This window comes from Magnetococcus marinus MC-1 (assembly GCF_000014865.1).
GTDB classification, from domain to species: domain Bacteria; phylum Pseudomonadota; class Magnetococcia; order Magnetococcales; family Magnetococcaceae; genus Magnetococcus; species Magnetococcus marinus.
The window spans coordinates 3,375,001-3,398,690 of sequence record NC_008576.1; the positions used below are offsets into that span (position 1 = coordinate 3,375,001).

The window sequence follows — 23,690 nt, forward strand, 5'->3', positions numbered from 1 at the left end:
CTTCGCGTAAAGCAAGGCGTTTTTTCCGATCTTCACATTTAGCCCGCGCTATGACACGCTTCGATTGAGCACATACTCTGCCACAAACTTAACCCCAACGTAGGCGAGCACCAAAAACAGATAGCCCCACACCGTCATGCGAACAGCCCGACGCCCTCGCCAACCATAGGCTCGGTGCCCCACCAACAGCACCCCAAATACCAGCCATGTGATCCAGGTAAACACCACCTTATGGTTGAAAATGAACCATTGATCCAGTTGCTGATAGGTGTAGGCCATGCCCGATAGGATACTTAGGGTCAGCAGCCCCATTCCCCCCGCAACCATATAGAAGAGATCTTGTTCCAGTTTGTCTAAAGAAGGTAACACGCGAAACAGTCCATTGAACTGTTTTTTCTTAAGAGCATGCTCTTGCCAAGCATCCAGCAGGGCCAACACCACCGCAATCGAAAAAAGTCCGTAAGCCGAGAGCGACAGCGCCAGATGCAAAACCAATAGGGGATCCCCAATATCCCGAACCCCTGCACCATCATCCCCTAACAGTTTGGAAATCAGCAGCACCACCACCAACATGGGCAACAACACCAAGCCCACCGCTCTTGCCTCATTGCGGTTAATGCGCCAGCCAATCAGGTAAAAGCCACCCAGCACCAACGAGATAGAAAAGAGCGAGGGCCCCAACCCGGTCGAAAAAAGCCCGTGGCCAGCCACTAAGGCCCCCACCACCAGATAGCACTGCACAAACCACGCAGTGGTCCCCCACCACCAACTGGAGAGGCAGGCCTCTTTGATACCACGAAGATGATTTCGCACCACCAAAAAGGCGGCCATGCTATAACCTACAACCACCAACCAGTACAGAAGATCCGGCATCCCACTACTCCGCTTCGGTTTTCCGTTGACAGCGTGCGCTGTTCGACCCAGTTTTACCCCATAAACTTAGGAGAATACCACGATGCACGAAAATTCACACCCTTCTGCCACAGAAGAATTATGCGCCTTGGTGCTGGTGGCCGCCGGTCGAGGCAGCCGTTTTGGAGATGATTTACCTAAGCAGTATCATCTTATTGATGACCAGCCGGTCATTTTACATACCATGCGTCGCTTCCATCAGCACCGCCTGATTAGCCATATTATCCCGGTTATCGCCAATGGAGATCCCCATTGGCAGGTGTGGTCACACCAGTTTGCCGCACTAGCCAAGCTGCAACCCCCTGTTATCGGTGGTGCAGAACGACAAGATTCGGTGCGCAATGGTCTGTTGGTGGCGCAGCAGTTGGGCGTGCCATGGGTTGCCATTCACGATGCCGCCCGTCCGTTGATAAGCCAAGCTCTCTTAGACAGACTGCTCCAAGCCCGCAGCCGGGCGCAAGGCATTCTAACCGCCCTGCCCGCTCACGATACGGTCAAGCAGGTGGATGATAAGGGGTTTGTGGTGCGCACCCTGGATCGGCGTACCATCTGGTTGGCGCAGACCCCCCAGATTTTTCCCACCGCCTTAATGTTAGATCTGCACCAACAGGCCAGCGCCGCAGGCTTTACCGCCACGGATGATGCTTCGCTCATGGAGTGGGCCGGTTTACCCGTGCTGCCTATTGAGGGGGACCCACACCTATTAAAAATCACCCGGCCTGAGGATTTAGAAACCGTTCGTGCCCTGATTCAAGGCAAGGAGATCGTATGAACATACGCGTAGGTCAAGGCTTTGATGTACACCGCTGGATTGAGGGCCGCCCACTCATGCTGGGGGGAATAGAGGTACCCCATAATCAAGGTTTGCTGGGCCACTCCGATGCCGATGTTCTGCTACATGCCATCTGTGATGCCCTGTTGGGGGCCATGGGGCGCGGCGATATTGGCCGCCATTTCCCGGATAATGACCCCCACTATGCGGGCATTGCCAGCATCAAACTGGTGAAGCATGTCTACGGCTATATGCAGGAACAGGGCTGGCAGTTGATCAACCTAGATGCCACGGTCATCTGCCAGCAACCTAAATTGGCCCCCCATATCCCGCGCATGGAAACGGTGATCGCGGCGGCCCTAGGGTGTGACGTGGAACAGGTTAATGTTAAGGCCACCACAACGGAAAAGCTGGGCTTTACCGGACGAAATGAGGGGGTTGCGGCGCAGTGCGTGGTATTGTTGCAACGCCCTTGAGAAAGGCTTGCTCCAGCGGCCTAATAAAGAGTGGGGGTAACTGCACAAAGAGAAAGAGGCCTTTTCAACATTTTGAGAAAGCCTCTTTCAACGACTGAACACAACCTTTTGATAAGCCCTCTTGCTTATCAGCTCACGTACTTCCTTCCCAACTGCTGCAAAGAAAAAAATTGACGCCCCTTGTTGGTCAAAGGAGCCACCCCAATCTCTGCCTCAAACGGATGCATAAATCTTGGGGCCAAACGCTGGATCGCAGCGATAATGGCTCGTGCGTTGGTGCAACTGGTGCTATGCCTGATGGCTGAATTCCCCCCTACAGGGGTTTCCAGCCGCTTAATCTCTTTGATCGACACACCAGACACTCTCGCCAACTCCTTTTGCGAGCAGTGGATGCGTTGCCGAACAGTTTCAAGCTGCCGAAAACGGACCGACATAGAGCCATATTTGCTTGAACCTACCAGCGTCACACCCAAGTAATCCATCAACAGATCGAGATGCCGGAGCCGTTCACAAACCGAATCCAGACGCAGCACAGGTTGCGGTGTTGGAGACAAGATAAATGCGACACTACCGACAGGCAAACCAAGATGAGTATCAACTGCTGTAGGCGTAACGCCTTTAGCAACCACAAGCGGATCCAAACCCGGAAAAGACATTGTACTCATAACACCACCTCCTGCACGCCTTGCTTATGCCATTTAAGCACCCTCAGCAACACGCATATGACTAGAACGAGGCCTACAAACTATCAAACGGCGACGACAGCGTCAATCAACAATGAAATTTATCATGCTGTTTATCTCGTTTTAATTTTATTTATGAGTTTTCCATATTTAATATACCAATTGTATATAATTTTTATTTTTTTTATTTGCAAATTTGCACTTTCCTCCGGGATAGGTCGCGATGGGCTATGATGCCGCCGCGCGTTCCCACTGCCCTTTTGGGGTTTGAATCCAATACTCCATCTGGCACTGGGCATCTTTATAGTGTTTGTAGCGTAGGCGGCTGGCCCGTTTGGCTTGTGGATCGTCTGGCACAAAATCCACAACGGTGTCAAATTGATCCAAATTCTCCAACGGAACGGGGGTCAGCATAACCACGACGGTGGCACCATTGGGATCGACTGGCTGCTCGCTAATCAGGATAGGCTGCGCTTCGGGAAAGGGATCTACGCTGGTTGCATGGGGTAAAAAGCTATCTGGAGGATGGCGCCATAAGTGTTCGTCCAACCCTTGAGCCTGCTGGCGATCCTCCACCACAATACAGACCCGCAGGCCCATACCGTAAACCTTATTTAAAATTTTCAGCAAAGCCCGCTCGCGGCTATCCGTGGCAAGTTGATAAAAGCGCACGCGAAGCGGGTCTTGCTGAGTTTTAGCCATGCGTCGCTCAGGCCTCGCTGGCCGCCATGCGGCGCTCTACCCACTGAAGCAACAGGCGTACACTGCTACCCGTGGAACCCTCACCAATGTAGCTTTTGCCCGGCACGCCCCATGCGGTACCCGCAATATCCAAGTGGGCCCAAGGGATACCCTCCTCCACAAAACGGGAGAGGAAACAGGCCGCCGTAATGGTGCCCGCCCCTTTTTCGCCAATATTTTGGATGTCAGCCACCTTGGATTTAATCTGCTCCTGATACTCTTTAAACAGCGGCAGACGCCAGACGCGCTCACCACTGCTTATGCCCGCAGCCTCCAATTCGGTTTGCAGGGCGTCATCATTACCCAGTAGCCCGCTGGCATGATGCCCCAGCGCCACCACACAGGCCCCGGTCAGGGTTGCCAAATCCACCACTGCCGCAGGCTTTAAGCCACAGGCATAGTGTAGCGCATCGGCCAAAATTAAACGTCCCTCCGCATCGGTATTAAGCACCTCCACCGTTTTGCCGTTGGACATGGTAATCACATCCCCTGGGCGCTGCGCCTTGCCATCGGGCATGTTTTCCGCCGTGGGCACAACACCCACCACATTGACCGGCCAATTGAGTTGCGCCAAGGCCTTCATCAAACCAAACACCGCACCGCCACCGCTCATATCGTATTTCATATGATCCATGTTGGCACCGGGCTTGAGGGAGATACCACCCGAATCAAAGGTGATCGCTTTACCCACCACCGCCAGCAGCGGTTTGTCCCCCCCCTTACGGTACTCCATAACAATCATACGGGGTGGTGTGTCACTGCCCTGCCCCACCGCCAAAATTCCGTTCATGCCCTTGCGGCGCAGTCGGGTGACATCCATCACCGTGGTCTTGATGGCATCGCCCTCACCCAATTTAACCGCCTCATCGGCGAGGGTCTTGGGGGTAAGCACGTTGCCGGGTTGGTTACACAGATCCCGACAAAACCACACCCCGGCGGCGGCGGCGGCAACCTTATCCAGCACCGTTTGGGTTTCATCCGCCATTTTTTTGCTGGTCGCACAGCAAAGTTTCTGAAGACGGGTTACAGGTTCATCATCAGCCGAACGGTACTGCTCAAACCGATACCGCCCCAGCCACACCCCTTCTAAAAGGGTGTAAAGTGCGCGAGCCGACTCGACTTGCGCCATTGCCAGATCGCTCATCAGCGTGATGGCACTCTCTATACTATGGCTATCACAAGCCTTAACCAAATGGCCCCCAGCTTGACGTAATGTCTCGGCATCCAACTCTTCTGGCTTACCCAACCCCAGTAACAACAGCCGTGCCACCGACAATCCGCTGCCATCCGGCATGGGCAGGGGCAATGTTTCACCCAACTTTCCTTTACACCATCCAGCCTTGATGGCCTGTTTGATGACCTTTACCACTTTTTTATCCAAATCCGTCAAACCCTCCTGCATTTTGGGCTTGTCACCCCCGAAAACCCCGATAATTAGGGCATCGGCCTGCCATGAATCTGGGGTGGATGTCTCACTAACGACCTGGAAAGCGTGCTCAGTCATATTGCCTCTGTGGTAAAGCTCGTCATGGAATGGTACAAAGAGTGCGTACGTGGGTGTATCGTCAACCTAAACCGGAGTCCCGGCCCCAAATCTGCACCGCCCGACTTACAACATTACGCGCACTTTGTGTTACGCGTATAGGTACGAAAGGGTAGCGCAGTGCGCCACCGACTCTGGTCATCTACCATAACTGATAATGAAGCGTCTGTCCCGATATCTTCTCACTGAATGTGCCCTAACCAGCTTTACCGCGCTGGTGGTCTTGACCACCCTGGTACTGCTGCCGCAGATCCTAATGCTGGTGGATCTTTGGGTCAATAAAAGCGTCTCCGTCTCCGTCTTGGGGAAAATGGTGCTCCTTATTATGCCCAAATTTCTGGTCGCCAGCCTACCCATGGCGCTGCTGGTGGGGATTTTGATCGGACTAGGGCGACTGGCTCAAGATAGCGAACTGATCGTCATCAAAGCCAGCGGCATCAGCTTATTGCGCATTTTTTACCCCCTCTCGGTACCCATCGTGGTCGTGACTGCCTGCTCACTTTATCTCAACTGGTTTTTAGTGCCCGATTCGCACACCCTCTTTCAAAATATTCGGGTCGCCCTACTGAGTCAAAATACCTTCAGCATCAAAACCCAAACCTTTAATAACACCATTCCCGGTTTGACCATCTACGTCAACCGCCAAAGCCATGGGGGTAAACTGCTGGAAGGACTGCTCATTCATGATGAACGGGACCCCGACATGCCCGTGACCGTCATTGCTAAATCGGGCATGCTGCACCGGGGTAGCACCGGTGAAACCGCGCTGCTGCTCAAAGAGGGCAGCCGCCACCAAATGGCCCCCGGCAACGCCTACCGGCGGCTTAATTTTTCTACCTATGATCTGGAGTTGGGCATCGCGTTTGAGACAGAAAGCAGCTCTGGCGACCGTGCCATCCGCTCTTACAGCATCGCCGATCTGGAACAGGCCCGCATCGCCCAAGACCCGCTTTTGGCCAGCGAAGCCGAACGGGAGTGGCACCGCCGTTTTGCCATACCTTTAGCCACCCTACTGCTGGGTTTTCTGGCCATTCCACTGGCGATGCAACAAAACCAGCGCTCGGGCCGAGGATTTGGCTTTATTGTCGCCATTTCGGTACTCATTCTACAATTTATTCTGCTTACCTTGGGCGAAGCCATGGCGAAGCGCGGCCTAATCAGCCCCGCTATGGGTGCATGGTCCCCCAATTTGGCACTGCTGCTGTTTACCAGTTACGTCACCTACATGGCCTACCATGATCGACCCATCCGGCTGTTTCAATGGTTGGGCGCGGTGCTGGCCATGCTGCCCCAGCGCATGCTGCAAACGACCAACCCGAGCGGAAAGGCGCGCTGACCATGCCAATCCTGTTCCGTTATCTACTGCAACTGTTTTTGCAGGGGTTTGTCAAAGTTTTCAGCATTTTTATCGCGCTTTTTTTCCTTATGGATGGCGCGGAGCAAATTCGCCGCTTTGGAGGGCGCGATCATGTCATTTGGCAGGATATGGTCGAGCTTATTTTCCTGCGCATGCCCCATTTTTTCACCCAATTTCTACCCCCCATTGCCCTACTTACCACCCTGTTTGTGGTTACCCGATTAACCCGTTTAAATGAGCTGACGGTTATCCGCTCTGGCGGGGTCTCTTTGGTGCGTATTTTAATCCCCTTTTTATTGGGGGGGGTCATGGTCGCTGGGGTGCAAATGCTGTTGCTGGATCAAATTGTACCCCGCACCAATGCCGCCGCTGAACGCTCCATCTTTCGCATGAACCTACCCGAGCAGGCGGCTCTTTATGAATCCATGGTCAGTTTAGAAGGGGTGCGTAAGGATAATTTGTGGATCCGTGATGGTGGCCAAATTTTGCACGCCAAACGGGCTTATGGCGATAAACGCTTGCTGCTAGAAGTCACCATTTTCCGCTTTACCCCAGAACATGACCTGCTCATGCGCGCCGATGCCCACAAAGCAACCTGGGAAAATGAGGGCTGGGTGCTGCACAATGGTCAGATCTATCGTTTTAATGGCCACACCACCCAGAGCGAGCCCTTTACACGCATGCCTTGGGCGATCAATCTAGAAAAAGAGCAGATTAAACGCGCGACACCGCAGCCAGAAGAGCTCTCTTTACAAGCGCTCTGGAAACATGCCGACCGATTGGCTAGAGAGGGGTATGACGCCACCCCCTACTGGGTAACCCTCTACCGTAAACTGGCAGACCCCCTCACCACCCTAGCGGCCATCTTGCTGGCGTTCCCCTTTGCCCTGCGGCTGCACCGCATGGGGGGGACCTTTCGCTCCATGTTGATGGGATTTATCACCGGCTTTTTTATGTTTGTGGTGGTGGATCTGTTTACCGCCTTGGGTTTTGGTGAAAGGCTGCCCCCCTTCTTAGCAGCCTTTGCCCCGGTGATGTTTTTTATCTGTATCGGTGGTTTTTTGCTGCTGCATCTGGAAGAGGATGTGCCCATCTAACCCCATGCCAAAGCTGGGCACAGCAACGGGCTATGGAAAACGCCATAGCCCGTTGCTGTTTGTCATACCCCCCACCGGTGAGGCGCTCAACACGCCGCCCGGGTTTTACCACGCACACCTATACCGCTCCTGCCAAGCGCATTAGCTCATGGAGTCCTTTTGCAACTGTTCCAACACCGCTTCCACCACCAACAGGGCCACAGAGATGGTATTGGCCACCAGCGCACCCACCACCAAGGCGTGGGCTAAGGTGGGATTGTGCAAAATATAGAAGGCCCCAAGGGCGGGAATAAGATGAAAATCCGCAACCAGCGAAGCCGACATCATCATAGAACCAATGGAGTGCCGCGTACCCAGCTTAAGGGTGGTCGCCACCAAGTTCATAGAGACCGCCAAAATGAGCTCATAACCACTACCATAGTAGATAAAGCTGATGGTGGTGGTTAACGCCATCATCAGAAAAAAAGTGGTCCAAATAAGACGCCAATCCATACTCTACTCCTGAGTCAATGCCGCGTTTGAGCGGGTCGTAACCGGTTCGGTGGGTTCGTCCATATCATCCAGCTGTTCAGAATCTGCGTCCCAATTGGTTGGGTCGTGGTGAATGGCTTCCCGCTCGGGGTGCAAAAACTCAGGCAACCCCTCAAGCTGAGACAAGGTCCCCATAATAAGCACCTGATCACCAAAGTGGATGGTGATATCAGGGTTAGGCATAAGCAATAGCTTGCGCTTACCCCGCTTGCGGATGCCCATAATGTTGGCCCCCAGCGCGTTCCGGATGCCACTATCTCGAATGGCCACCCCGTCCAGCACCGAACCCTTGTTGATGCGCACCTCACGGATATCCAGATTAAGAAACTCACCAAAGGCAACCCGATCCAAAAAGCTAGAGTGTTCAGGATCGGGCGGATGCAGTGCCAACGCTGAGATACGTTGACCAATGAGTTCGTGGGGCAAAATCACCACATCGGCCCCCACTTTTTCCAGCTTGGCGCGGGATTCATGATGCTCAGCCACGGTGATAATGAGCAGCTTGTGGCCGCTCTCATCCTCCATAATTTTACCCGTGACCACTGCTGTAATATTATCCGCATCGTCCCCAAAGGCGGTAATCATACCCCTGGCTTGACCAATATTGGCTTTGCGGTAGCTCTCATTATGAAAAGGATTGAGGGGCAGCAGTTCATGGAGCATATCCTCTTCGGCTCTGGCGATGCGTTCTGGGTCATCATCCAACACCACGTAGGGGATGCGTTGGCGTTGCAACATGCGGATGGTTTCTCGACCAATATCGGTATATCCGGCCACAATAAAGTGGTCTTGATACTCCCGCACCTGTTGAACCATGATGGCCTCCCGAAACTTACCAATGACATTTTCATTCACCATCACACTGATGGCGGTACCCAGGGCATAGGTCCAGGTCATCACCCCCACTAAGATGAGCACCACCACAAATACTTTACCTAAATCGGAGATGGGGTGGGTCTCTTGATAACCAACCGTGGTGAGGGTAAAGACGGTTTGGTAAACGGCATCGATGAAAGGGTAGTCGTCGATCATCATAAAACCGAGGATACCAAAGGTATTGACCATGACCAACGCCACCAGAGGGGGGCGAAAGCGGCCCAATACATCGGTTAAATCGCGCTGCCGTTTGGCAAAGCGGTTGATATTGGAACGTCCCATCAACATGAGCGGTCGCCCTGACGGGTGGGAACGGTACTGGCCGCATTTCTGCTCGGGATAACCAGACCACCGGAAATAACCAATTTAAGCCCTTCCTCCACACTCATATTCAGCTCAATTACCTCTTTTTTTGGCACAAACAGGAGCATGCCGCTGGTCGGGTTGGGCGTGGTTGGCACAAACACGTGGTAGAGCGGCTCCCCCATCACTTCAAGAATCTCCTCCCGTCCCTGGGCCGTGACCAAGCCAATGGCAAACAGCCCTGGGCGAGGGTACTCCAACAATACCACCTGTTTAAAGCTTTTGGCGCGGCGTCCCAATAGCGTACCCACAAACTGTTTGACGGCGTGGTGCAGATTGCGCACCAAGGGGATAGCCCCGAATAAGCGCTCACTCCACTGCACCAACCAGCGTCCCACCCAGTGACGCGCTGCGCTCCCCACCAGTAAAATCATGAGCAGCGTGAGCAACAGATCCAGCCCAGGCAGGTGAAAGCCCAGCAGTTGATCGGGTTGCAACCGTTCCGGCAACCAACTGAGCAGCAGATCGCTACTGGCAACCATGAGATGTAGAATAAACAGCGTCACCCCAACGGGCAGAACCAGCAGCAGACCCGCAAGAAAATTTTGTCTTAGTCGAACTCGAAATCGCTTCAACACCCTATGCTGCTCCGAAACCTATTCCGGTTTATGGCGGGGGGAGATCCCCTGCAAAGCCGATGCGCCGACCGACCTGCAACACCGCCAAGCCAAAGGGATTATACGGCACTTACCCTAAGATGCCTATAGCCCATTCCACAATCCACCCAGAGCGGCCAATTCCACACCCTGGGTTGATACAAAGGCTCGCCCCCTTGCCCTTAGCGCACACATCCGATTTTATAGGGCAAGTCGTGCGGTGTGGTGGCGAAACTGCAACCGCACCCCAGGGCTCTCCCAGGTTAACAACACCCCTTCCAGAAAACCGGGCCACGCCGCCCATGACGGCGTTAAGCCCAGGTAGAAAACAATAAACAGCATCATATTCCAATCATGGGAAACATGGAGCTGAAAGCCACCCAGTTGTTGATGCTGTTCCTGCATAAATTCTAACTGATTGCGGGCCGCTTGAAGGGCTGGCATCGCCAACTCGGCCAACAAACTCCCTGCAAACCACTGCTGGATAAACTGCAAGGTGTCCATACCCTGGTTTTGGCAATATTGATACGTATAACGGCTATCTGGTAAATAGCAGGCTGCCAGCATGGGGTGCGGCCCATGGTTGACCACCTGCCCGGCCACAGGCCCCATCCCCTGCAACAGGCAGTGGGCGGTCTGACCACAGCGAGCGATGGTGCTATGGTAGAGGTGGGCAGGCGGGTGTTTGGCAAACAGCTCAGCCCCCATTTGACGGGCGGCCTGCTCACCCTCGGGGGTTAGCATCACCGTCTCCGCTTTGGTGGCATCTTCGATTATCAAGCGGGGACCATGCCGCATGAGTAACGAACTGTTACACAAATCCGCTGCATCCAATAATGTGAGCATATTTTCAACTCTTTTCCATGGGACCACCTAGAAAGGCTGCAACTTTATACTGGTTTTTACTTCAAACTCCAGGCAAAGTTACGTTTTATCGAACTTAATCCCGTTTTTTTTACGAGGTTTGACCATGCACAAGCATCTCTCCCTACTGGCGTCAGCCGCCCTCTTAACCCTGTTACCCATACAGGCTGATGCAGGTTGGATGGATCTACTTAATCAGGTTGCCCCTCTGGCCCAACAGGCGACCCAACCGGCCACTCAACCCACCACCGCCACCCCAGCCACCGGCAGCGCTTTTATGAACCTCTCGCAACAAGAGATGGTGGATGGCTTAAAAGAGGCCCTGCGCCTGGGGGCCAAAACGGCGGTCTCTAACTTGGGTAAACAAGGGGGATTTTTGGACGATGCCAGCGTAAAAATCCCCATGCCCGAAGCCTTGGGCGCCATCAGCAGTTTGGTTGGGCCATCGCTACAGGATAAATTTATTACCACCATGAACCGCGCCGCCGAACAGGCCGTGCCCTCCACCGTGGATATCTTTATCCAGGCGATCAACAACATGACGTTGACCGATGCCTTGGCGATTTTGCAAGGAGGCGAAAATGCCGCCACCGACTACTTTCGTAGGAGTAGCAGCACCGCCCTGCAACAGGCGATTTTGCCCATCGTCACCCAAGCCACTGGAGAGTCTGGTGCCACCGCCACCTACAAACAGGTATCTGGTTTGTTGCAAGGGGCCGGTGGCGTTAGCTCGCTGCTCGGCTCAGCGGGTCAACACAGCGGGGGTGGCTTAGGCAGTTTATTGGGCAGCGTAACCTCAATGATCTCTCCTCAAGATTTTGATCTGGATAAATATGTCACCCAAAAGAGTGTGGATGGACTCTTTTCCAAAATGGCCATTGAAGAGCAAAAAATTCGCACCAATCCCGTGGCCCGTAGTACCGACCTGCTGAAAAAAGTGTTTGATTTTGGGAATACCCTCTAATTAAACACCTCACCCAAGACGCACACGCGGCACGCCCCACGGCATGCCGCGTTTTTTTTGGTGTTTTGGCGGGAAAGTTGCGATCACCAAACCTTTATGGAGACGCCTGTCGCCATTTTGGCGTGCTCTAACGGCAGAGGGGTGCATGGAGGCATCCCTATCGTCTGTTTTCCAACGGGCTACTTTGGGGCATCTTGCGCCCCCACGCACCAGACCGCCAAGGAAGGCAGCTGTGTGGCGCCAAAGCGAGGATTTTTACCCATGACCCCATTATGTCACGGCTTACGTATACGCTGGGCAACCCGCCAAGATCGAACGGCCCTGAACGCCCTTTATCGGGCAGATATGACGGACGTGCAACCCATGGAGAGCCTGCACAGCATGGCATCATCCAGCGGTGGCAGCATTTCTCGTTTGGTCTACCAGGGCAGCTCGCTGGTGGGACACGCCCTCTTTTTGCCCATTGATGTGCATGATGACACCCCCCAAAGCCCCCGTTTTGTCGGCATGGCATCGCTGTTTGTACACCCTAACCATCGCGGTTTAGGCATTGGTAGCATGCTGGTTGAAGATGGCATTCGTGCGTGTACGGCGCGTGGGCATGAGGCGCTCTATAGCGCCACCCATGCCGACTTTCTCATGCGCTTTGGCTTTTTGCCCTATCTGGCCAACGCCACCGGGCACGCCCCCAGACTATGGGTGCGCCCGCTCAGCTACCGAGGTCTCTTAGGTTGGCAAGGTGAGGTGCAGTTTCACCCCATGATCCTCCGCCCAGATAACCATGAACGACCCTTCCGCCAAGTCGGGGGATAACCCCACGCCCCGATTGACGCGCCGCTCCTTTATTTAAACAAGCGCGGTCGGTACCGCACCATCCGTCGCACCCCCAAACCAAAACAAGCGGCAAACCCCACTGGAGCTGCCGCTTGTCCGTTGACACCCTGCTGCTAAACGAGGGCTACTGATGATTGCTGCTTCGGTATCTTTCCAGGGCTTTGATTACCTGCTCGGCTTCGCGGGTGCGACCCATGGCACCAAACAGGCTGATGGCCTCTTGGTATTGACCACAGGGATCTTTACCCTCCAATACCATAAGGTCCCCCTCTAACTGCGCCAGCTTAGCCAGATCGGATTCAAAACCCTCACGCCGCGCCAACTCTTTGGCTTCACTCAAGAAGCGCCGAGCAGCATGGTGATCCACATTGCGCAGATAGAGCCGCACCAAAGCCAACTGGTTAGCCACCACTTTACGAGAAATATTCAACTCTTTGTGGATGCGTAAGGCACGCAGCAGGGCGGTCTCCCCCTCCTCCACTTTATCGACATCCAACAGGCAACGCCCTTTGGACATCAAAGCGGTGGCGGCCCCATAACGGTTGCCAATACGGTCCATAAGCTCAAAGGATTGATCAAAATGGATCAGCGCCTGTTCAAAATTCCGCAGTCCATTATAGATATAGCCCAATGAGAGATGCACATTGCCCTGCTGACGCACATTACCCAGCGCCTCAAACATTTGCAAGCTCTTCTGGTTATGCGCCAAAGCCTGCTCCAGATCCCCAGCATGCTCGCAGAAAACGCTGAGATTGTTATACAACAGCGCCATATCACCGCGGGCATCGTGCGCCTGAAAAATTTGCATGGCCGTCTGCGCCTCGTGCAAGGCACGGGCACCCTGTTTCATGCGGTTGAGTACCCAACTGCGGTTGGTTAATACCCGACCCATCTCCACATGGTCCGGGAACCCAGCCAGCAGCTCCACCGCACGATCGTACACCTCCAGAGCCTGCTCTTTATCCCCCCGTTTTTCTAACAAACGACCAATCAAACGGGTTTCAGCCGCTTTTTCCACCGCACTATCGAGCAGGGTTACACCATGCTCTCGCGCCTTTATAGCCGCATCCATATCCCCCAACAGCTCCTCAACCTCACTCAAGTGGGTATAGACCTGGGCCAGCGAAGGGGCCTCTGCCTGCGCCAATACCTCGGGGTTCTGCTCGGCAACCTCCACGGTGCGCTGGTAATACCCTTTGGCCTCCAAATTGGCAAAGGCCAGCCGCGCTTTATCGCCACTGCGCACCAGATAGCGATAGGCACGGGGCCAAGCCTGCGCCAGTTCCAAGTGCCGCGCCAGAGACTCCAGATGGTTCTCCAAACGCTCGGCATAGAGGGTCTCGGTTAGATCGGCCACTTTAAGGTGCAGCTCACGCACCTTCTGCTTGAGCATGGTGGCGTAGACCGCTTCTTGAATCAAACCATTGCGGAAACTGTACTCTACTTCGGGGAAACTGCGCACCTCATAGAGAATCCCCATCTCTTCTAGCAGGCGCAAGCGCTGGTCCAAATCCGCCACTGGAAAGGCCGCTTGCAGCAGATCCAGACGGAACACGTTGCCAATGACCGATGCCATCTGCAACAGATCTTTCAACTTGGTCTGCAACTTGTCAATCCGGGCCAGGATTAAGCTATGCACCGAGCCAGGGATAGAGACCCCCGCCAGATCTTTCAACAGGCCAATGGAGCCGTCGGAACGTTTTTCCACCACCTGACCATCTACCAGACTTTGCACCACCTCTTCAATAAATAGCGGGTTGCCATCGGTACGGTTCATCACCAGTGAATAGAGCTCGGCAGGGATTTGATGCGAACCCAAGAGGTGCTGAATCAGCAAGCCGCACTCCTCCTCACTGAACTGGCTGAAAGCAACCTCCAGAAAATCGGCACCCCATACCCGTTTGCAGGTGGTGGTAAGCTTACTGGCATCCCGTTCGCCCCCCGCCCGCATCAACAGCAGGAACATCACGGGCACACTGCGCAGATCCTCCAGCAGGAAGGTGAGCAGCTCCATGGAAGCACTGTCGGCGTTATCCAGATCCTCCACCGTTATAACCAGGGGGCGCTTTTTCGCCATTTTGGTAAACAGCCAAGCAATCGCCCGGAAGGTCTCTGCCTTAACCTCACGGGGGTCCATCTGCTCCAAGGGAATTTCATAACGCTGGTTGTCCACCTTCAAACCCAGCAGTGAGGCAATATAGACCAGTGCCCGGGCCGACTCCTGATTCAGATCGGGGGGTAGCTCTAACAGGGTGGTTAAGGCCGCTTCCATATTCTCCAGCGCCACCGCATCCCCATCGTCCGCATTGATGCCGAACAGCTGTTTGAGCAGCTCCCCCACCACATGGTAGCGGGTTGAGCGGCAGAACGAGTGGCAGGCCCCTTCCAACAAGGTCAGACCCATATCGACCAGTTGTTTACGAATTTCTAATCGAATACGGCTCTTACCAAACCCCTGCTCCGAGGTCAGGAACACCACCTGCCCCTTGCCCTCGACCAATCGCTCGACCCGTTCGGAAAGCTGACGCATCTCCTCGGCCCGGCCCACCAGTGGCAGGTGCGCCTTACGGTCATCCCCACGGCCTCTATTGAGCCCTTTGAGTCGATAGACCTCCACCGGTTTTTGTTTACCCTTAACCATCATGGGTTCCAGACGGTCAAACTCAAACAGGCTGCGGGTCATATTATAGGTATAGCCGGAAAGGAAAGTCTCACCGGAGGCCGCCTTGGACTCCAAACGCGAGGCCAAATTAACCGTATCACCCATCACCGTGTACTCCATTTTTTGATCGGAGCCCACGCCACCAGCGATCACAATACCGGTATTAATACCGATATGCAGGGTTAACGGTTTATCCAGCTTAACCGGTAGATTTTTATTATAGTTTAGCATGCCCTGCTGCATATCCAGGGCTGCGCGCAAGGCCAGCTCGGGATCATTTTCATGGGTGACGGGGGCCCCAAACAGCGCCATGATACAGTCACCAATAAACTTATCCACATAGCCTTCATAATGGGTCACAACATCGGCCAACATTTTCAGGCAGCCGTTCATGATTTGAGTTACTTCTTCTGGATCCAGCTTTTCGCTCATAGCGGTAAAGCCGGAGATGTCGGCAAACAGCACGGTGACATGTTTGCGTTCCGACTCCATGGATTGGTTGGCCGGCAGCACCCCTTTGCCAGAACTGGCTGAGACCGCCGTCAGAAGTTTGCCTGCCCCCCCCTCACTGCTGGGCAAAACACCCTGTCCCATTTGTAGACGCAAGCCACATCCACCGCAAAAGCGGTCGCCCTCTGCCGCTGCGAAGTGACAACGCGGGCAAAAGGCGGCTTGGGGCAACCCACACTGCGTGCAGAAACGAACCCCTTCACGATTATCAAACCCGCAATCCAAACAACCCATTGGAAACGCCCCCACACACCCCTGTCAGCAGCCCGCCTGTGACCCACCAACAAGGCAACACACATATTTGAGAAAAAACAGCCTCCACCAATAATAAAGAGGCCAACCTACGACAATATGTTACATGATTTTAGGCGCAGCCCTAAGCAAAATGATCCTTATCACACCCAAGCCCCCCACTTTATTCCCTTCACACACCAAACCACAGGGCCGCGGCCAAAAGCATCAAGCTCCCGGTAAAAACCATTTTGGCCTGTACCGTCTGCAAAATGCGTCCCACCACTTTACGCACCAACAGGAGCTGCCCCATACCAACCACGGCCAACAGCACCCCCAGCAGCGGATACCATAAAGTCGGCATAGGCCGCCCCAACAGGTGCGCCACCGCACCACCGGCCACCCCCAGCAGCAGCACCATAAAGGTCGGGGTCACAAACCTTTGCGCCATGGGCACAGGGGCCCGCACATACTCCTTTTTTAAGGCTACACGTCCAATGGCACCCGGATGTTTACTCACCTTCAGCACTCCTTTTATAAGCCATCATTCATGGTAAAAACTTGCTTAGTCACCCAACCGACATTTAAGCAGGGCCTGGCAGCGGCTTAACCCAGGCAGCTCCCCACACCGTATGCCACACCACCGCCAGCGACACCACCGCTCCCCCGAGCAGGCTCCAGCCTGATGGCTCTTCACCCATGAACCACCAGACCCACAGCGGACCTAAGGCAAACTCCACCAACCCCACCAGGGTTAACTGAGCCCCACTCAAATCCCGTGAGGCCAGCAGAAACAGCAGATGCCCCGCCACCGTCACCCCACCCCCCAACAGCAGACAGAGCAGCCAATCCCGCCAAGGGATCATCCAACTGCCCGGCACCATCACGCCCCCCACCATAACCGATATGAGGGCACCAAATATCAGGGTTGGTAACATATTACGCCCACGCCCGTAGCGCAACACCACCACCAAACAGGCGGCACACAGCGCGGCCCCCAACGCCAGCAGATTCCCCAGCGCGCCACCATAGCTCATGCCATCCCACACCATGAGTCCCACCCCCGCCATGGCCACGGCGATGGCCAACAGCGTGATTTTATGCAGGGGCTCGCGCAACACCAGCCAAGCCAGCAGCGCCGTAAAGAGCGGCATGCTACTCATGGTAAACATGGCATTGGCCACCGTTGTGTGCAACATGGAGAGGATAAACCCAATGGAGCCCCCCCCTTGAAACACTCCACCCAATAGTGCCAACCAACCCGCCTCACGGATGCGCTGCCAACTCCCACCACGGTTCTGCACCAGCAACACCAGCCCCATCCCCGTGGTCGCCCATATCCCCCGCCATAACACCACCTGCCAATCCTGGGCTTGCGTCATACCGCGCACCAATAGCCCCATACTGCTGAGAATAACCGCACTGAGCAGCATCAACACCACCCCGCGCTGGTAACTATTATTTTGGAGCATGCCATTGCCTCACATAACACCGCGCTGTTGCCTTTGAGTTTGCCATCCTGCCATGCTCATTCAACCAAAAAAAAACTGCTGAAACCTTAGTGTCTCAGCAGCTTTTTTTAACCCACTACCTGTTGGCACAGGGGCTCATGCCTCGACCATGCTAAACTCATCTTTACCGACACCGCAGTCCGGGCAGACCCAATCGGCTGGCACATCGGCCCAAGCCGTGCCCGCTGGAATGCCATCTTCAGGCAGACCAACGGCTTCGTCATACTCAAATCCACAGGCATTGCAAACCCACTTTTTCATCGCTATTCTCCAAGATTGTATGCTTAAACGACCGCACCATACGGTCAAAATTTGCAGCGTGTTTTGGGGCTCCTATCCACACCAATTATAGACACACCCTCGTGGTAGACCGCTTGGCGGCACGGCGCGTTCCCCCGTTAAAAAGTTTATCTCTGTTTTATCCATCTGTTGCACTTATTTCCACATTTTTTAGATTTCACCCTTGAAAAAAAAGCCTCACCTTTCAACAATGGCGGGACAGGTCTTACACCACGGCGCCCCAAATGCTCCACTCAGACGACCCTTGGCCTACCCTGCGGATCTCCTAACCCCGCTGGCGGACACACCACTTATACCCAGGAGCCAATCAACCACTATGCTCGTGCAGAAATCCCCATCCACCGCTTATTTTTGGCTGCTCTCCAGTGGCTGGCTAGGCGGGCACCATTTTTACCTGCGCGATCCGATTTTAGGCGGGCTCTCCGTCATGCTCTGCTGGACTGGCCTGCCCCTGCTGGCGGCCATACTCGAACTACCCACCCTGCACCGCCGCGTCCGCCGTCTTAATCGTCTGCTGCGGGCCGACTATCATGGCCGTGTGGATGGCTGGGATCTACCCGCCCCCAGTTGCGCACGTTGCCACCGTAACATCGCCTGGGTCATCTTGCACAGCCAGGGTGGCAGCATTAGCCGTAACCACCAGCTCCTGCGTCTAACCGCCCCTTGGTGGCGCCACAGCGGTTTGTTGCACCCCGCTTACCGCGATCCCCATGCGGGGGACCATCTCTGCCCTTCGTGTACGGGGGAGATCACGCCAGTGGTTTCCCAGAACGTCCCGCCAGGGCGAAACAACGCCCTCACCCCTCCCTCGCCCCTGTTGATTGGTGCCCTTCTCTTGGCGGCCCTGTGGATGCTGGTGCATGGCATGGGGGGTGCCCTTCAACACACCTATGCGTTGTATAGCCATTGGCAGACCACACCTGGCGTGGTGACCTATAATGCGGTGGATATGCTCACCCACCATACCCCCAGTTGGTTGGGTCAAAACGTGACCTACCAACCCCAGGTGCAGTTTCGCTATGTCTGGGAAAATCAGCGCTGGAGTATGGGCGGGCTGTTGGCCCAAGCGCCCCCCAATTTTAGCAGCCGAGCTCGGGCCGAACACTATTTGCGGCGTTACTACCCCATTGGTCAGGTGATCGAAGCACGGGTCAACCCCGACGACCCCGAGCAAGCTTATGCCTTGGTTCGACCCCTCTACCATCCTCTCTGGGTCATAGCAGGCATAAGTAGCCTGTTTCTCGCACTCCACCTGGGTCGTCGTCGTCGTCGCCTTTTAAAATTGCAATAACCCCACGACCAATGCCCCAGCAATCAACAATGTTACCAGCGCCCGCCCCAGCGGGGCCTGTGGGGTCGCCCCGGTTTCGCCAGAAGGCATTGGGGGACGTAACCCGGTGAGCATGGGACGCACCAAATTTTGCCGAAACAGCAGAAGATAGAGCAGATTTGCCAGCACATGCAGCCCCACCAACACCATAAGGAGAGAACCGCTGCTTTTATGCCAAAAGGTTAGGGTTTCACTCCAAGCTGCCCCCACCCAATGCACCAATGGACCATCAAAAAACAGGAAGGTATTCTCGCTGGCAAACAGTCCCCCCAGCCCTTGTAACAACAAGACCAGCAACAAGGCGACAATCATCATCGCACCCGCCGGATTATGCCCGTAATGCCCATGGGGTTGCCCCGCAAGCAAGCTACGCAGATAAGCCAGCACCACCCGGGGACCGCGCACAAATTGGCTAAAGCGACTGGTGCTTGACCCCCAAAGGCCCCATCCTAGCCGCCAGAGCACCAGGGTAAGCACCCCATAGCCCAAGTAAGCATGCAGTGCCATTTGTGAGGTTTTTACCGTGTAGAACGAGCCTGCGACAACCGCCACCAAGCTCCAATGGAACAGTCGCGTGGGCAGATCCCACACCTTTATGTATGGTTGCGACATAATAAGCCCCTCTCGGGTAGGAGGCGGGGGCACCCCCGCCGACCTCCCACACCACCGGGCATACGGTTCCGTACCACGGCGGTTCACGTTAAAGATTGAAGTCTCCGCATCTGCCCAAGCAGCGAAAGGTGCCTTCGGCTTCCTTTCAATCATGTAATTGTAATCAGTCCGGCCCATCTGAAAAAGCTGCTTGATGAGTATCTAATCTATTTTCACGGATCACGCACGCACCTTGGGCTGAACAAGGACACTCCAATCCACAGACCCATTCAGTTACTGACTGACGGTGCGTTCAAAGCTACCCCATTTTTGGGTGGCCTGCATCACCGTTACGATCGCCAGCACGGCTGAAATGTCCCCTCCAAGGTTCAAAAAGCAAGGTCTCCTGCCTGAGGAACCTTCGATATCTGCTGCGCTAAATCAGTGATCATTGTCATCAAGAGCGCGTCCACGTAGCACTCTTCTACAAACAGTTGCTCCAGAAATCCTCTCAGCCATCATTCCAGAGCCTAAAATGCTCCCCTGACCAATCAAAATCTGCTCTAAATAAGGCTCGGACAGAGTTTTTTGGACCTACACATCATTAAACAGATCGACCTGACTTTCAAAAACATAGCCTACAAACCGCTCCGACCGAACAGCTTGGCGACCCTCAAAATAGGGCGATAATTTCTTGTTCAAGCGGCTGACGATCACATCCAAGCTGCGGTCACCAAATCGCCATGGACGCCCCAGCACCTCTTCGGTTAATTTTTCCCGTTGCAAGGAGATGTAAGGGTGGCGGACAAACTGAGTAAGCAATTTAAACTCCGCCGAGGTTAGTTTGATACTCTTCTCCGTTGGACTGCTCAAAGAGCCGTTTTGCAAATCCAAGGTCAATCCCTGAAAACAGAAGCGTACAGCATGCAAAGCTTGGATCTGGGAGCGTTGGGAATAGAGAGTGATCAGACGTCGACTTCTAGCCAGCAACTCCTGCTCATCCAAAGGCTTGACCATAAAATCAGCCGCCCCGTACGCCAGCGCCAGATTACGAACAGAGAGCTCTTCATCGTCACACATACACAGGCAAGGCGTCCCCTTTTGCAGGTTGTGCTGCAAAAAAACGTGCAACCCATTTTCGCGTTGCAGATGCCAATTAACAATGACAAGATCAAACGAATGCTGCATTAAAAGTGTGCGCAGACTAGCCACAGTCAGAGCACGCTCCACATGGTAGCCTGCTTGGTCAAACGTAAGTGCCAACATCTCCATCAGCAGGGGATCATCCTCTGCCAAGAGAACCCGAGCAGGGGGCTCAGGCCTTTTAACGCCAGCATCTGGAACGGGATAAGGTCGATCTGCCATGGATGATGATGTCAGTTGATGGTTAATATTCACATGATCACCATACGATTAGGTATACACCAGAGCATTCAAATTTGGCTATTTACTTTGTACTGTCTGTGTGTGGGCGTTGCATGGGCAGAGCCTGAAGTGGGCGCAACCACGCTGTCCAATCGTGTAGAGTGGAGCCCCGCAGAACAGCAACTCTTAAAAGAAAACCAAAAACTTACATATTGTATCGATCCAAATTGGATGCCCATTGAGGCCATCTCCGATGAAGGAGCCCCCGTAGGTATCACCCCATTAATCGCCCGCAAGCTTTCCCAACTATTGGGGATCGACATCCATTTTCAATCCACACCGGATTGGGAAACCTGCATCAACAAACTGCGCGCCGGGGAGATTGATCTGCTTTTGATTGCCGGTCAATCCGCCAAACGTCGTCAATTTTTGAATTTCAGCCACAGTTACTATACCTTTTCCCCGGTTATTGCCACCCTGCGCAACACACCTTACCTACAGCATATTGAAGAGATTGGAGATCGGACGATTGGGGTGATCCGCAATACAGCCACCGAATCCCGTTTGCGCGATAACTACCCATCCATTCACCTGAAAACATTTAATAATTTGGATGAGGGGTTGGACGCCGTGGAAAAAGGTCAACTGTTTGGCTTTTCCAGCGTCTCTTATGCCATCAGCTACTCCCTGGTCAAAGAGCAGCGCCATACCCTTCAGATCTCAGGTCGTTTTGATTTGGAGCAGCCTATCCATATCGCCTTGAGCAGGCGTCATACTGCGCTAACACCACTGTTCAACAAGGCCATAGACTATTTTCCCATGAGCGAGAGAGCGGTTATTTTCTCCCGCTGGATCGACGCCATCCCGCAACCTTTAGTAGATCCAATCATCCTGATTCGCACCGCCGCTGTACTGGCCATTTTGCTTATTTTTGCCATTGGCTGGAACCGCATCCGCATATTGAAAGCCCAACAGGCACAAAAGCAGGTTGAGCATGAGTTGGATCTCAGCCGGGTCGCAGCCCAGGCCAAAAACACCTTTTTTGCCCAGGTCAGCCATGAGATTCGTGGCCCTTTGAACGCCATCCTTGGTTATGTCGTCATGCTCCGCCAAACGGAGTTAAAGGCTCAACAGCTCCATTTATTGGAACATTTAGGCAGCGCCTCCCACGCCCTGCTCACCCTGCTCAATGACATTCTGGATTACAGCAGAATGGAGGCTCAAAAGCTGACTCTGGCCCCCCAGCCTACCCATCTACCAACCTTACTCAAGCGCATGGAAGAGAGCTTTGCGCCCAGGATAGCGAAGAAGGGACTGCACTTTTCTTTAAGCATGGCGAAAGATCTTCCCGCCTGGGCCAATCTGGACCCGGTGCGCATGGAACAGGTCATCACCAACCTGCTGGACAACGCTTACAAATTTACCCTCCAGGGGCATATCACGCTGGAAGCTCGGCTGGAGAGCGATGCATCCACGCCGCCCAGGCTGACCATCATCGTCAGCGACAGCGGCATTGGCATGGACACCAGCCAAGAGCAGAGTCTGTTTGAAGCCTTTAATCAAGCGGATCCAAGCATCGCCCGCAGCTATGGGGGCAGCGGCCTGGGCTTGGCAATCTGCCGCCATATTTTGTCCTTGATGGAAGGGGATATCGCCATGGAAAGCACCCCCAACCAAGGCAGCCGTTTTACCCTGCGCATCCCCTATTGCCCGGTCTCTGAAACAGAGATTGACACCCTTCACACCTCGCCAGCCGTTGCACAAGCGCCGAAGGAGCCACGTCACCCCCTTGCTACCCATCATAGTGGTTGTCACATCTTGCTGGTGGAGGATAATCCACTCAACACCCATGTTCTCCAACTGTTCTTTGAGGAGGCTGGTTTGGTGGTCTGGCATGCCGAAAACGGACAGAGCGCCCTGGATCAGTTGGCTCAGCACCCGGTGGATCTGGTTATGATGGATGTGGAGATGCCTGTTATGGATGGCCTCTCCTGCACCCGTCGCTTGCGCCGCAACTATCCAACGCTACCTGTGATCGGCATGACCGCACATTCTGACGCTGGGATACGCCAAGCCTGCCTGGAGATTGGTATGAATGAACTGATCTTCAAACCTATGGATTGGGCTCAACTGTTTGAGCTGTTGCATCACTGGCTGCCCACCACCACTTCGCCTCGCCCTACTATACCATTACAACCACCCACCCCTGATGCCGCTTCCACCAAAAAGCTTCCGGCTTTGGAGGGCATTGATGTGACCATCGGTCTACAACGGGTGGTTGGTCGCGAAACGCTCTATCTTCACCTGCTGGAAACCTTTGCAAAAGATCATCAGCAAACCCAATCCCTTTTGCGATCCGCCCTGCTAAACAGCGATCATGTTGGGTTCAGAAGCCAACTGCATGGCCTCAAAACATCTGCTGACTACATTGGGGCCATACCCTTGGCCCATCAAGCAGAAACGCTTTATCAACTGTTGGGAAAAACCTGGAATGGATCCTCTAAAATTGAGGCCAACACCTTGATTGGGAATTTGGAAAAACTCCTGGAAGGCCTGCGAGGATGGCAGCAGGCTCAGTAAT

The 23,690-nt window shown here is 54.2% G+C and carries 22 protein-coding genes; 8 read left to right on the forward strand and 14 right to left on the reverse strand.

The features are described 5' to 3' along the window. Window positions 1-48 precede the first annotated feature (48 nt). The gene (locus tag MMC1_RS13660; protein ID WP_011714266.1) at window positions 49-873 is read right to left on the reverse strand and encodes a cytochrome C assembly family protein; all 825 of its coding nucleotides are present in this window, start codon (window positions 871-873) and stop codon (window positions 49-51) included. An 82-nt stretch (window positions 874-955) separates the two neighbouring features. On the opposite strand from MMC1_RS13660, the gene ispD reads away from it, so the two are divergent. Then, window positions 956-1,684 (forward strand): 2-C-methyl-D-erythritol 4-phosphate cytidylyltransferase, encoded by a 729-nt coding sequence (gene ispD / locus MMC1_RS13665; protein ID WP_011714267.1) that lies wholly within the window; start codon window positions 956-958, stop codon window positions 1,682-1,684. Beyond that, complete coding sequence (gene ispF, locus MMC1_RS13670; protein WP_011714268.1) at window positions 1,681-2,160, forward strand: 2-C-methyl-D-erythritol 2,4-cyclodiphosphate synthase; 480 nt, start codon at window positions 1,681-1,683, stop codon at window positions 2,158-2,160. Before ispD ends, ispF begins: the two co-directional genes overlap by 4 nt. Window positions 2,161-2,288: 128 nt before the next feature. Here ispF and MMC1_RS21715 read toward each other — a convergent pair whose 3' ends face one another. The 3 genes from MMC1_RS21715 to MMC1_RS13685 all read right to left on the reverse strand — a co-directional run bounded on the left by MMC1_RS21715 (window position 2,289) and on the right by MMC1_RS13685 (window position 5,088). Then, window positions 2,289-2,825 (reverse strand): hypothetical protein, encoded by a 537-nt coding sequence (locus MMC1_RS21715; RefSeq protein ID WP_011714269.1) that lies wholly within the window; start codon window positions 2,823-2,825, stop codon window positions 2,289-2,291. Window positions 2,826-3,071: 246 nt separating this feature from the next. Next, entirely contained in the window at window positions 3,072-3,545 is a 474-nt protein-coding gene (locus MMC1_RS13680; protein WP_011714270.1) for a DNA polymerase III subunit chi, read from the reverse strand. Window positions 3,546-3,552: 7 nt separating this feature from the next. Continuing rightward, complete coding sequence (locus tag MMC1_RS13685) at window positions 3,553-5,088, reverse strand: leucyl aminopeptidase (RefSeq protein ID WP_011714271.1); 1,536 nt, start codon at window positions 5,086-5,088, stop codon at window positions 3,553-3,555. 196 nt (window positions 5,089-5,284) lie between these two features. Here MMC1_RS13685 and lptF point away from each other — a divergent pair, with 196 nt between their 5' ends. Together lptF and lptG are read left to right on the forward strand one after the other, a co-directional pair. Next, window positions 5,285-6,463: an LPS export ABC transporter permease LptF gene (gene lptF, locus MMC1_RS13690; RefSeq protein ID WP_011714272.1), complete on the forward strand. Its 1,179-nt coding sequence runs from the start codon at window positions 5,285-5,287 to the stop codon at window positions 6,461-6,463. A 2-nt stretch (window positions 6,464-6,465) separates the two neighbouring features. Beyond that, on the forward strand, window positions 6,466-7,581 hold the full coding sequence (gene lptG, locus MMC1_RS13695) for an LPS export ABC transporter permease LptG (protein ID WP_011714273.1): 1,116 nt from the start codon (window positions 6,466-6,468) through the stop codon (window positions 7,579-7,581). 141 nt (window positions 7,582-7,722) lie between these two features. On the opposite strand, the gene MMC1_RS13700 is transcribed toward lptG, so the two are convergent. The 4 genes from MMC1_RS13700 to MMC1_RS13715 form a co-directional block, all read right to left on the reverse strand. After that, on the reverse strand, window positions 7,723-8,073 hold the full coding sequence (locus MMC1_RS13700; protein WP_011714274.1) for a DUF6394 family protein: 351 nt from the start codon (window positions 8,071-8,073) through the stop codon (window positions 7,723-7,725). Window positions 8,074-8,076: 3 nt separating this feature from the next. After that, the gene (locus MMC1_RS13705; RefSeq protein ID WP_041641248.1) at window positions 8,077-9,276 is read right to left on the reverse strand and encodes a potassium channel family protein; all 1,200 of its coding nucleotides are present in this window, start codon (window positions 9,274-9,276) and stop codon (window positions 8,077-8,079) included. Continuing rightward, a complete protein-coding gene (locus MMC1_RS13710) occupies window positions 9,270-9,926 on the reverse strand; it encodes a DUF502 domain-containing protein (protein ID WP_041642779.1) in 657 nt (218 codons plus the stop codon). The genes MMC1_RS13705 and MMC1_RS13710 overlap by 7 nt, the downstream gene beginning before the upstream one ends. 222 nt (window positions 9,927-10,148) lie before the next feature. Further along, entirely contained in the window at window positions 10,149-10,793 is a 645-nt protein-coding gene (locus MMC1_RS13715) for a histidine phosphatase family protein (protein ID WP_011714277.1), read from the reverse strand. Between the two features lie 124 nt (window positions 10,794-10,917). On the opposite strand from MMC1_RS13715, the gene MMC1_RS13720 reads away from it, so the two are divergent. Together MMC1_RS13720 and MMC1_RS13725 are read left to right on the forward strand one after the other, a co-directional pair. After that, a complete protein-coding gene (locus MMC1_RS13720) occupies window positions 10,918-11,775 on the forward strand; it encodes a DUF4197 domain-containing protein (RefSeq protein WP_011714278.1) in 858 nt (285 codons plus the stop codon). A gap of 261 nt (window positions 11,776-12,036) precedes the next feature. After that, entirely contained in the window at window positions 12,037-12,588 is a 552-nt protein-coding gene (locus MMC1_RS13725) for a GNAT family N-acetyltransferase (protein ID WP_011714279.1), read from the forward strand. A 145-nt stretch (window positions 12,589-12,733) separates the two neighbouring features. Here MMC1_RS13725 and MMC1_RS13730 read toward each other — a convergent pair whose 3' ends face one another. The 4 genes from MMC1_RS13730 to MMC1_RS13745 form a co-directional block, all read right to left on the reverse strand. Then, a complete protein-coding gene (locus MMC1_RS13730; protein WP_011714280.1) occupies window positions 12,734-16,015 on the reverse strand; it encodes an ATP-binding protein in 3,282 nt (1,093 codons plus the stop codon). 190 nt (window positions 16,016-16,205) lie between these two features. Then, entirely contained in the window at window positions 16,206-16,532 is a 327-nt protein-coding gene (locus MMC1_RS13735) for a hypothetical protein (protein ID WP_011714281.1), read from the reverse strand. A gap of 64 nt (window positions 16,533-16,596) precedes the next feature. Beyond that, on the reverse strand, window positions 16,597-17,484 hold the full coding sequence (locus tag MMC1_RS13740) for a DMT family transporter (protein ID WP_011714282.1): 888 nt from the start codon (window positions 17,482-17,484) through the stop codon (window positions 16,597-16,599). Window positions 17,485-17,619: 135 nt separating this feature from the next. Then, window positions 17,620-17,784, reverse strand: coding sequence for a rubredoxin (locus MMC1_RS13745; protein WP_011714283.1), 165 nt, complete (start codon window positions 17,782-17,784; stop codon window positions 17,620-17,622). Window positions 17,785-18,139: 355 nt separating this feature from the next. Between MMC1_RS13745 and MMC1_RS13750 the strand changes: the two genes are divergently transcribed. Continuing rightward, window positions 18,140-19,114: a DUF3592 domain-containing protein gene (locus MMC1_RS13750; protein WP_041641249.1), complete on the forward strand. Its 975-nt coding sequence runs from the start codon at window positions 18,140-18,142 to the stop codon at window positions 19,112-19,114. On the opposite strand, the gene MMC1_RS13755 is transcribed toward MMC1_RS13750, so the two are convergent. Both MMC1_RS13755 and MMC1_RS13760 read right to left on the reverse strand, forming a co-directional pair. Next, a complete protein-coding gene (locus tag MMC1_RS13755) occupies window positions 19,100-19,765 on the reverse strand; it encodes a cytochrome b/b6 domain-containing protein (RefSeq protein ID WP_011714285.1) in 666 nt (221 codons plus the stop codon). The genes MMC1_RS13750 and MMC1_RS13755 overlap by 15 nt on opposite strands. Before the next feature lie 573 nt (window positions 19,766-20,338). Then, window positions 20,339-21,142: a response regulator transcription factor gene (locus tag MMC1_RS13760; protein WP_011714286.1), complete on the reverse strand. Its 804-nt coding sequence runs from the start codon at window positions 21,140-21,142 to the stop codon at window positions 20,339-20,341. Here MMC1_RS13760 and MMC1_RS13765 point away from each other — a divergent pair, their 5' ends adjacent. Beyond that, entirely contained in the window at window positions 21,143-23,689 is a 2,547-nt protein-coding gene (locus MMC1_RS13765; RefSeq protein WP_041641250.1) for a response regulator, read from the forward strand. The last annotated feature ends 1 nt before the right edge of the window (window position 23,690 follow it).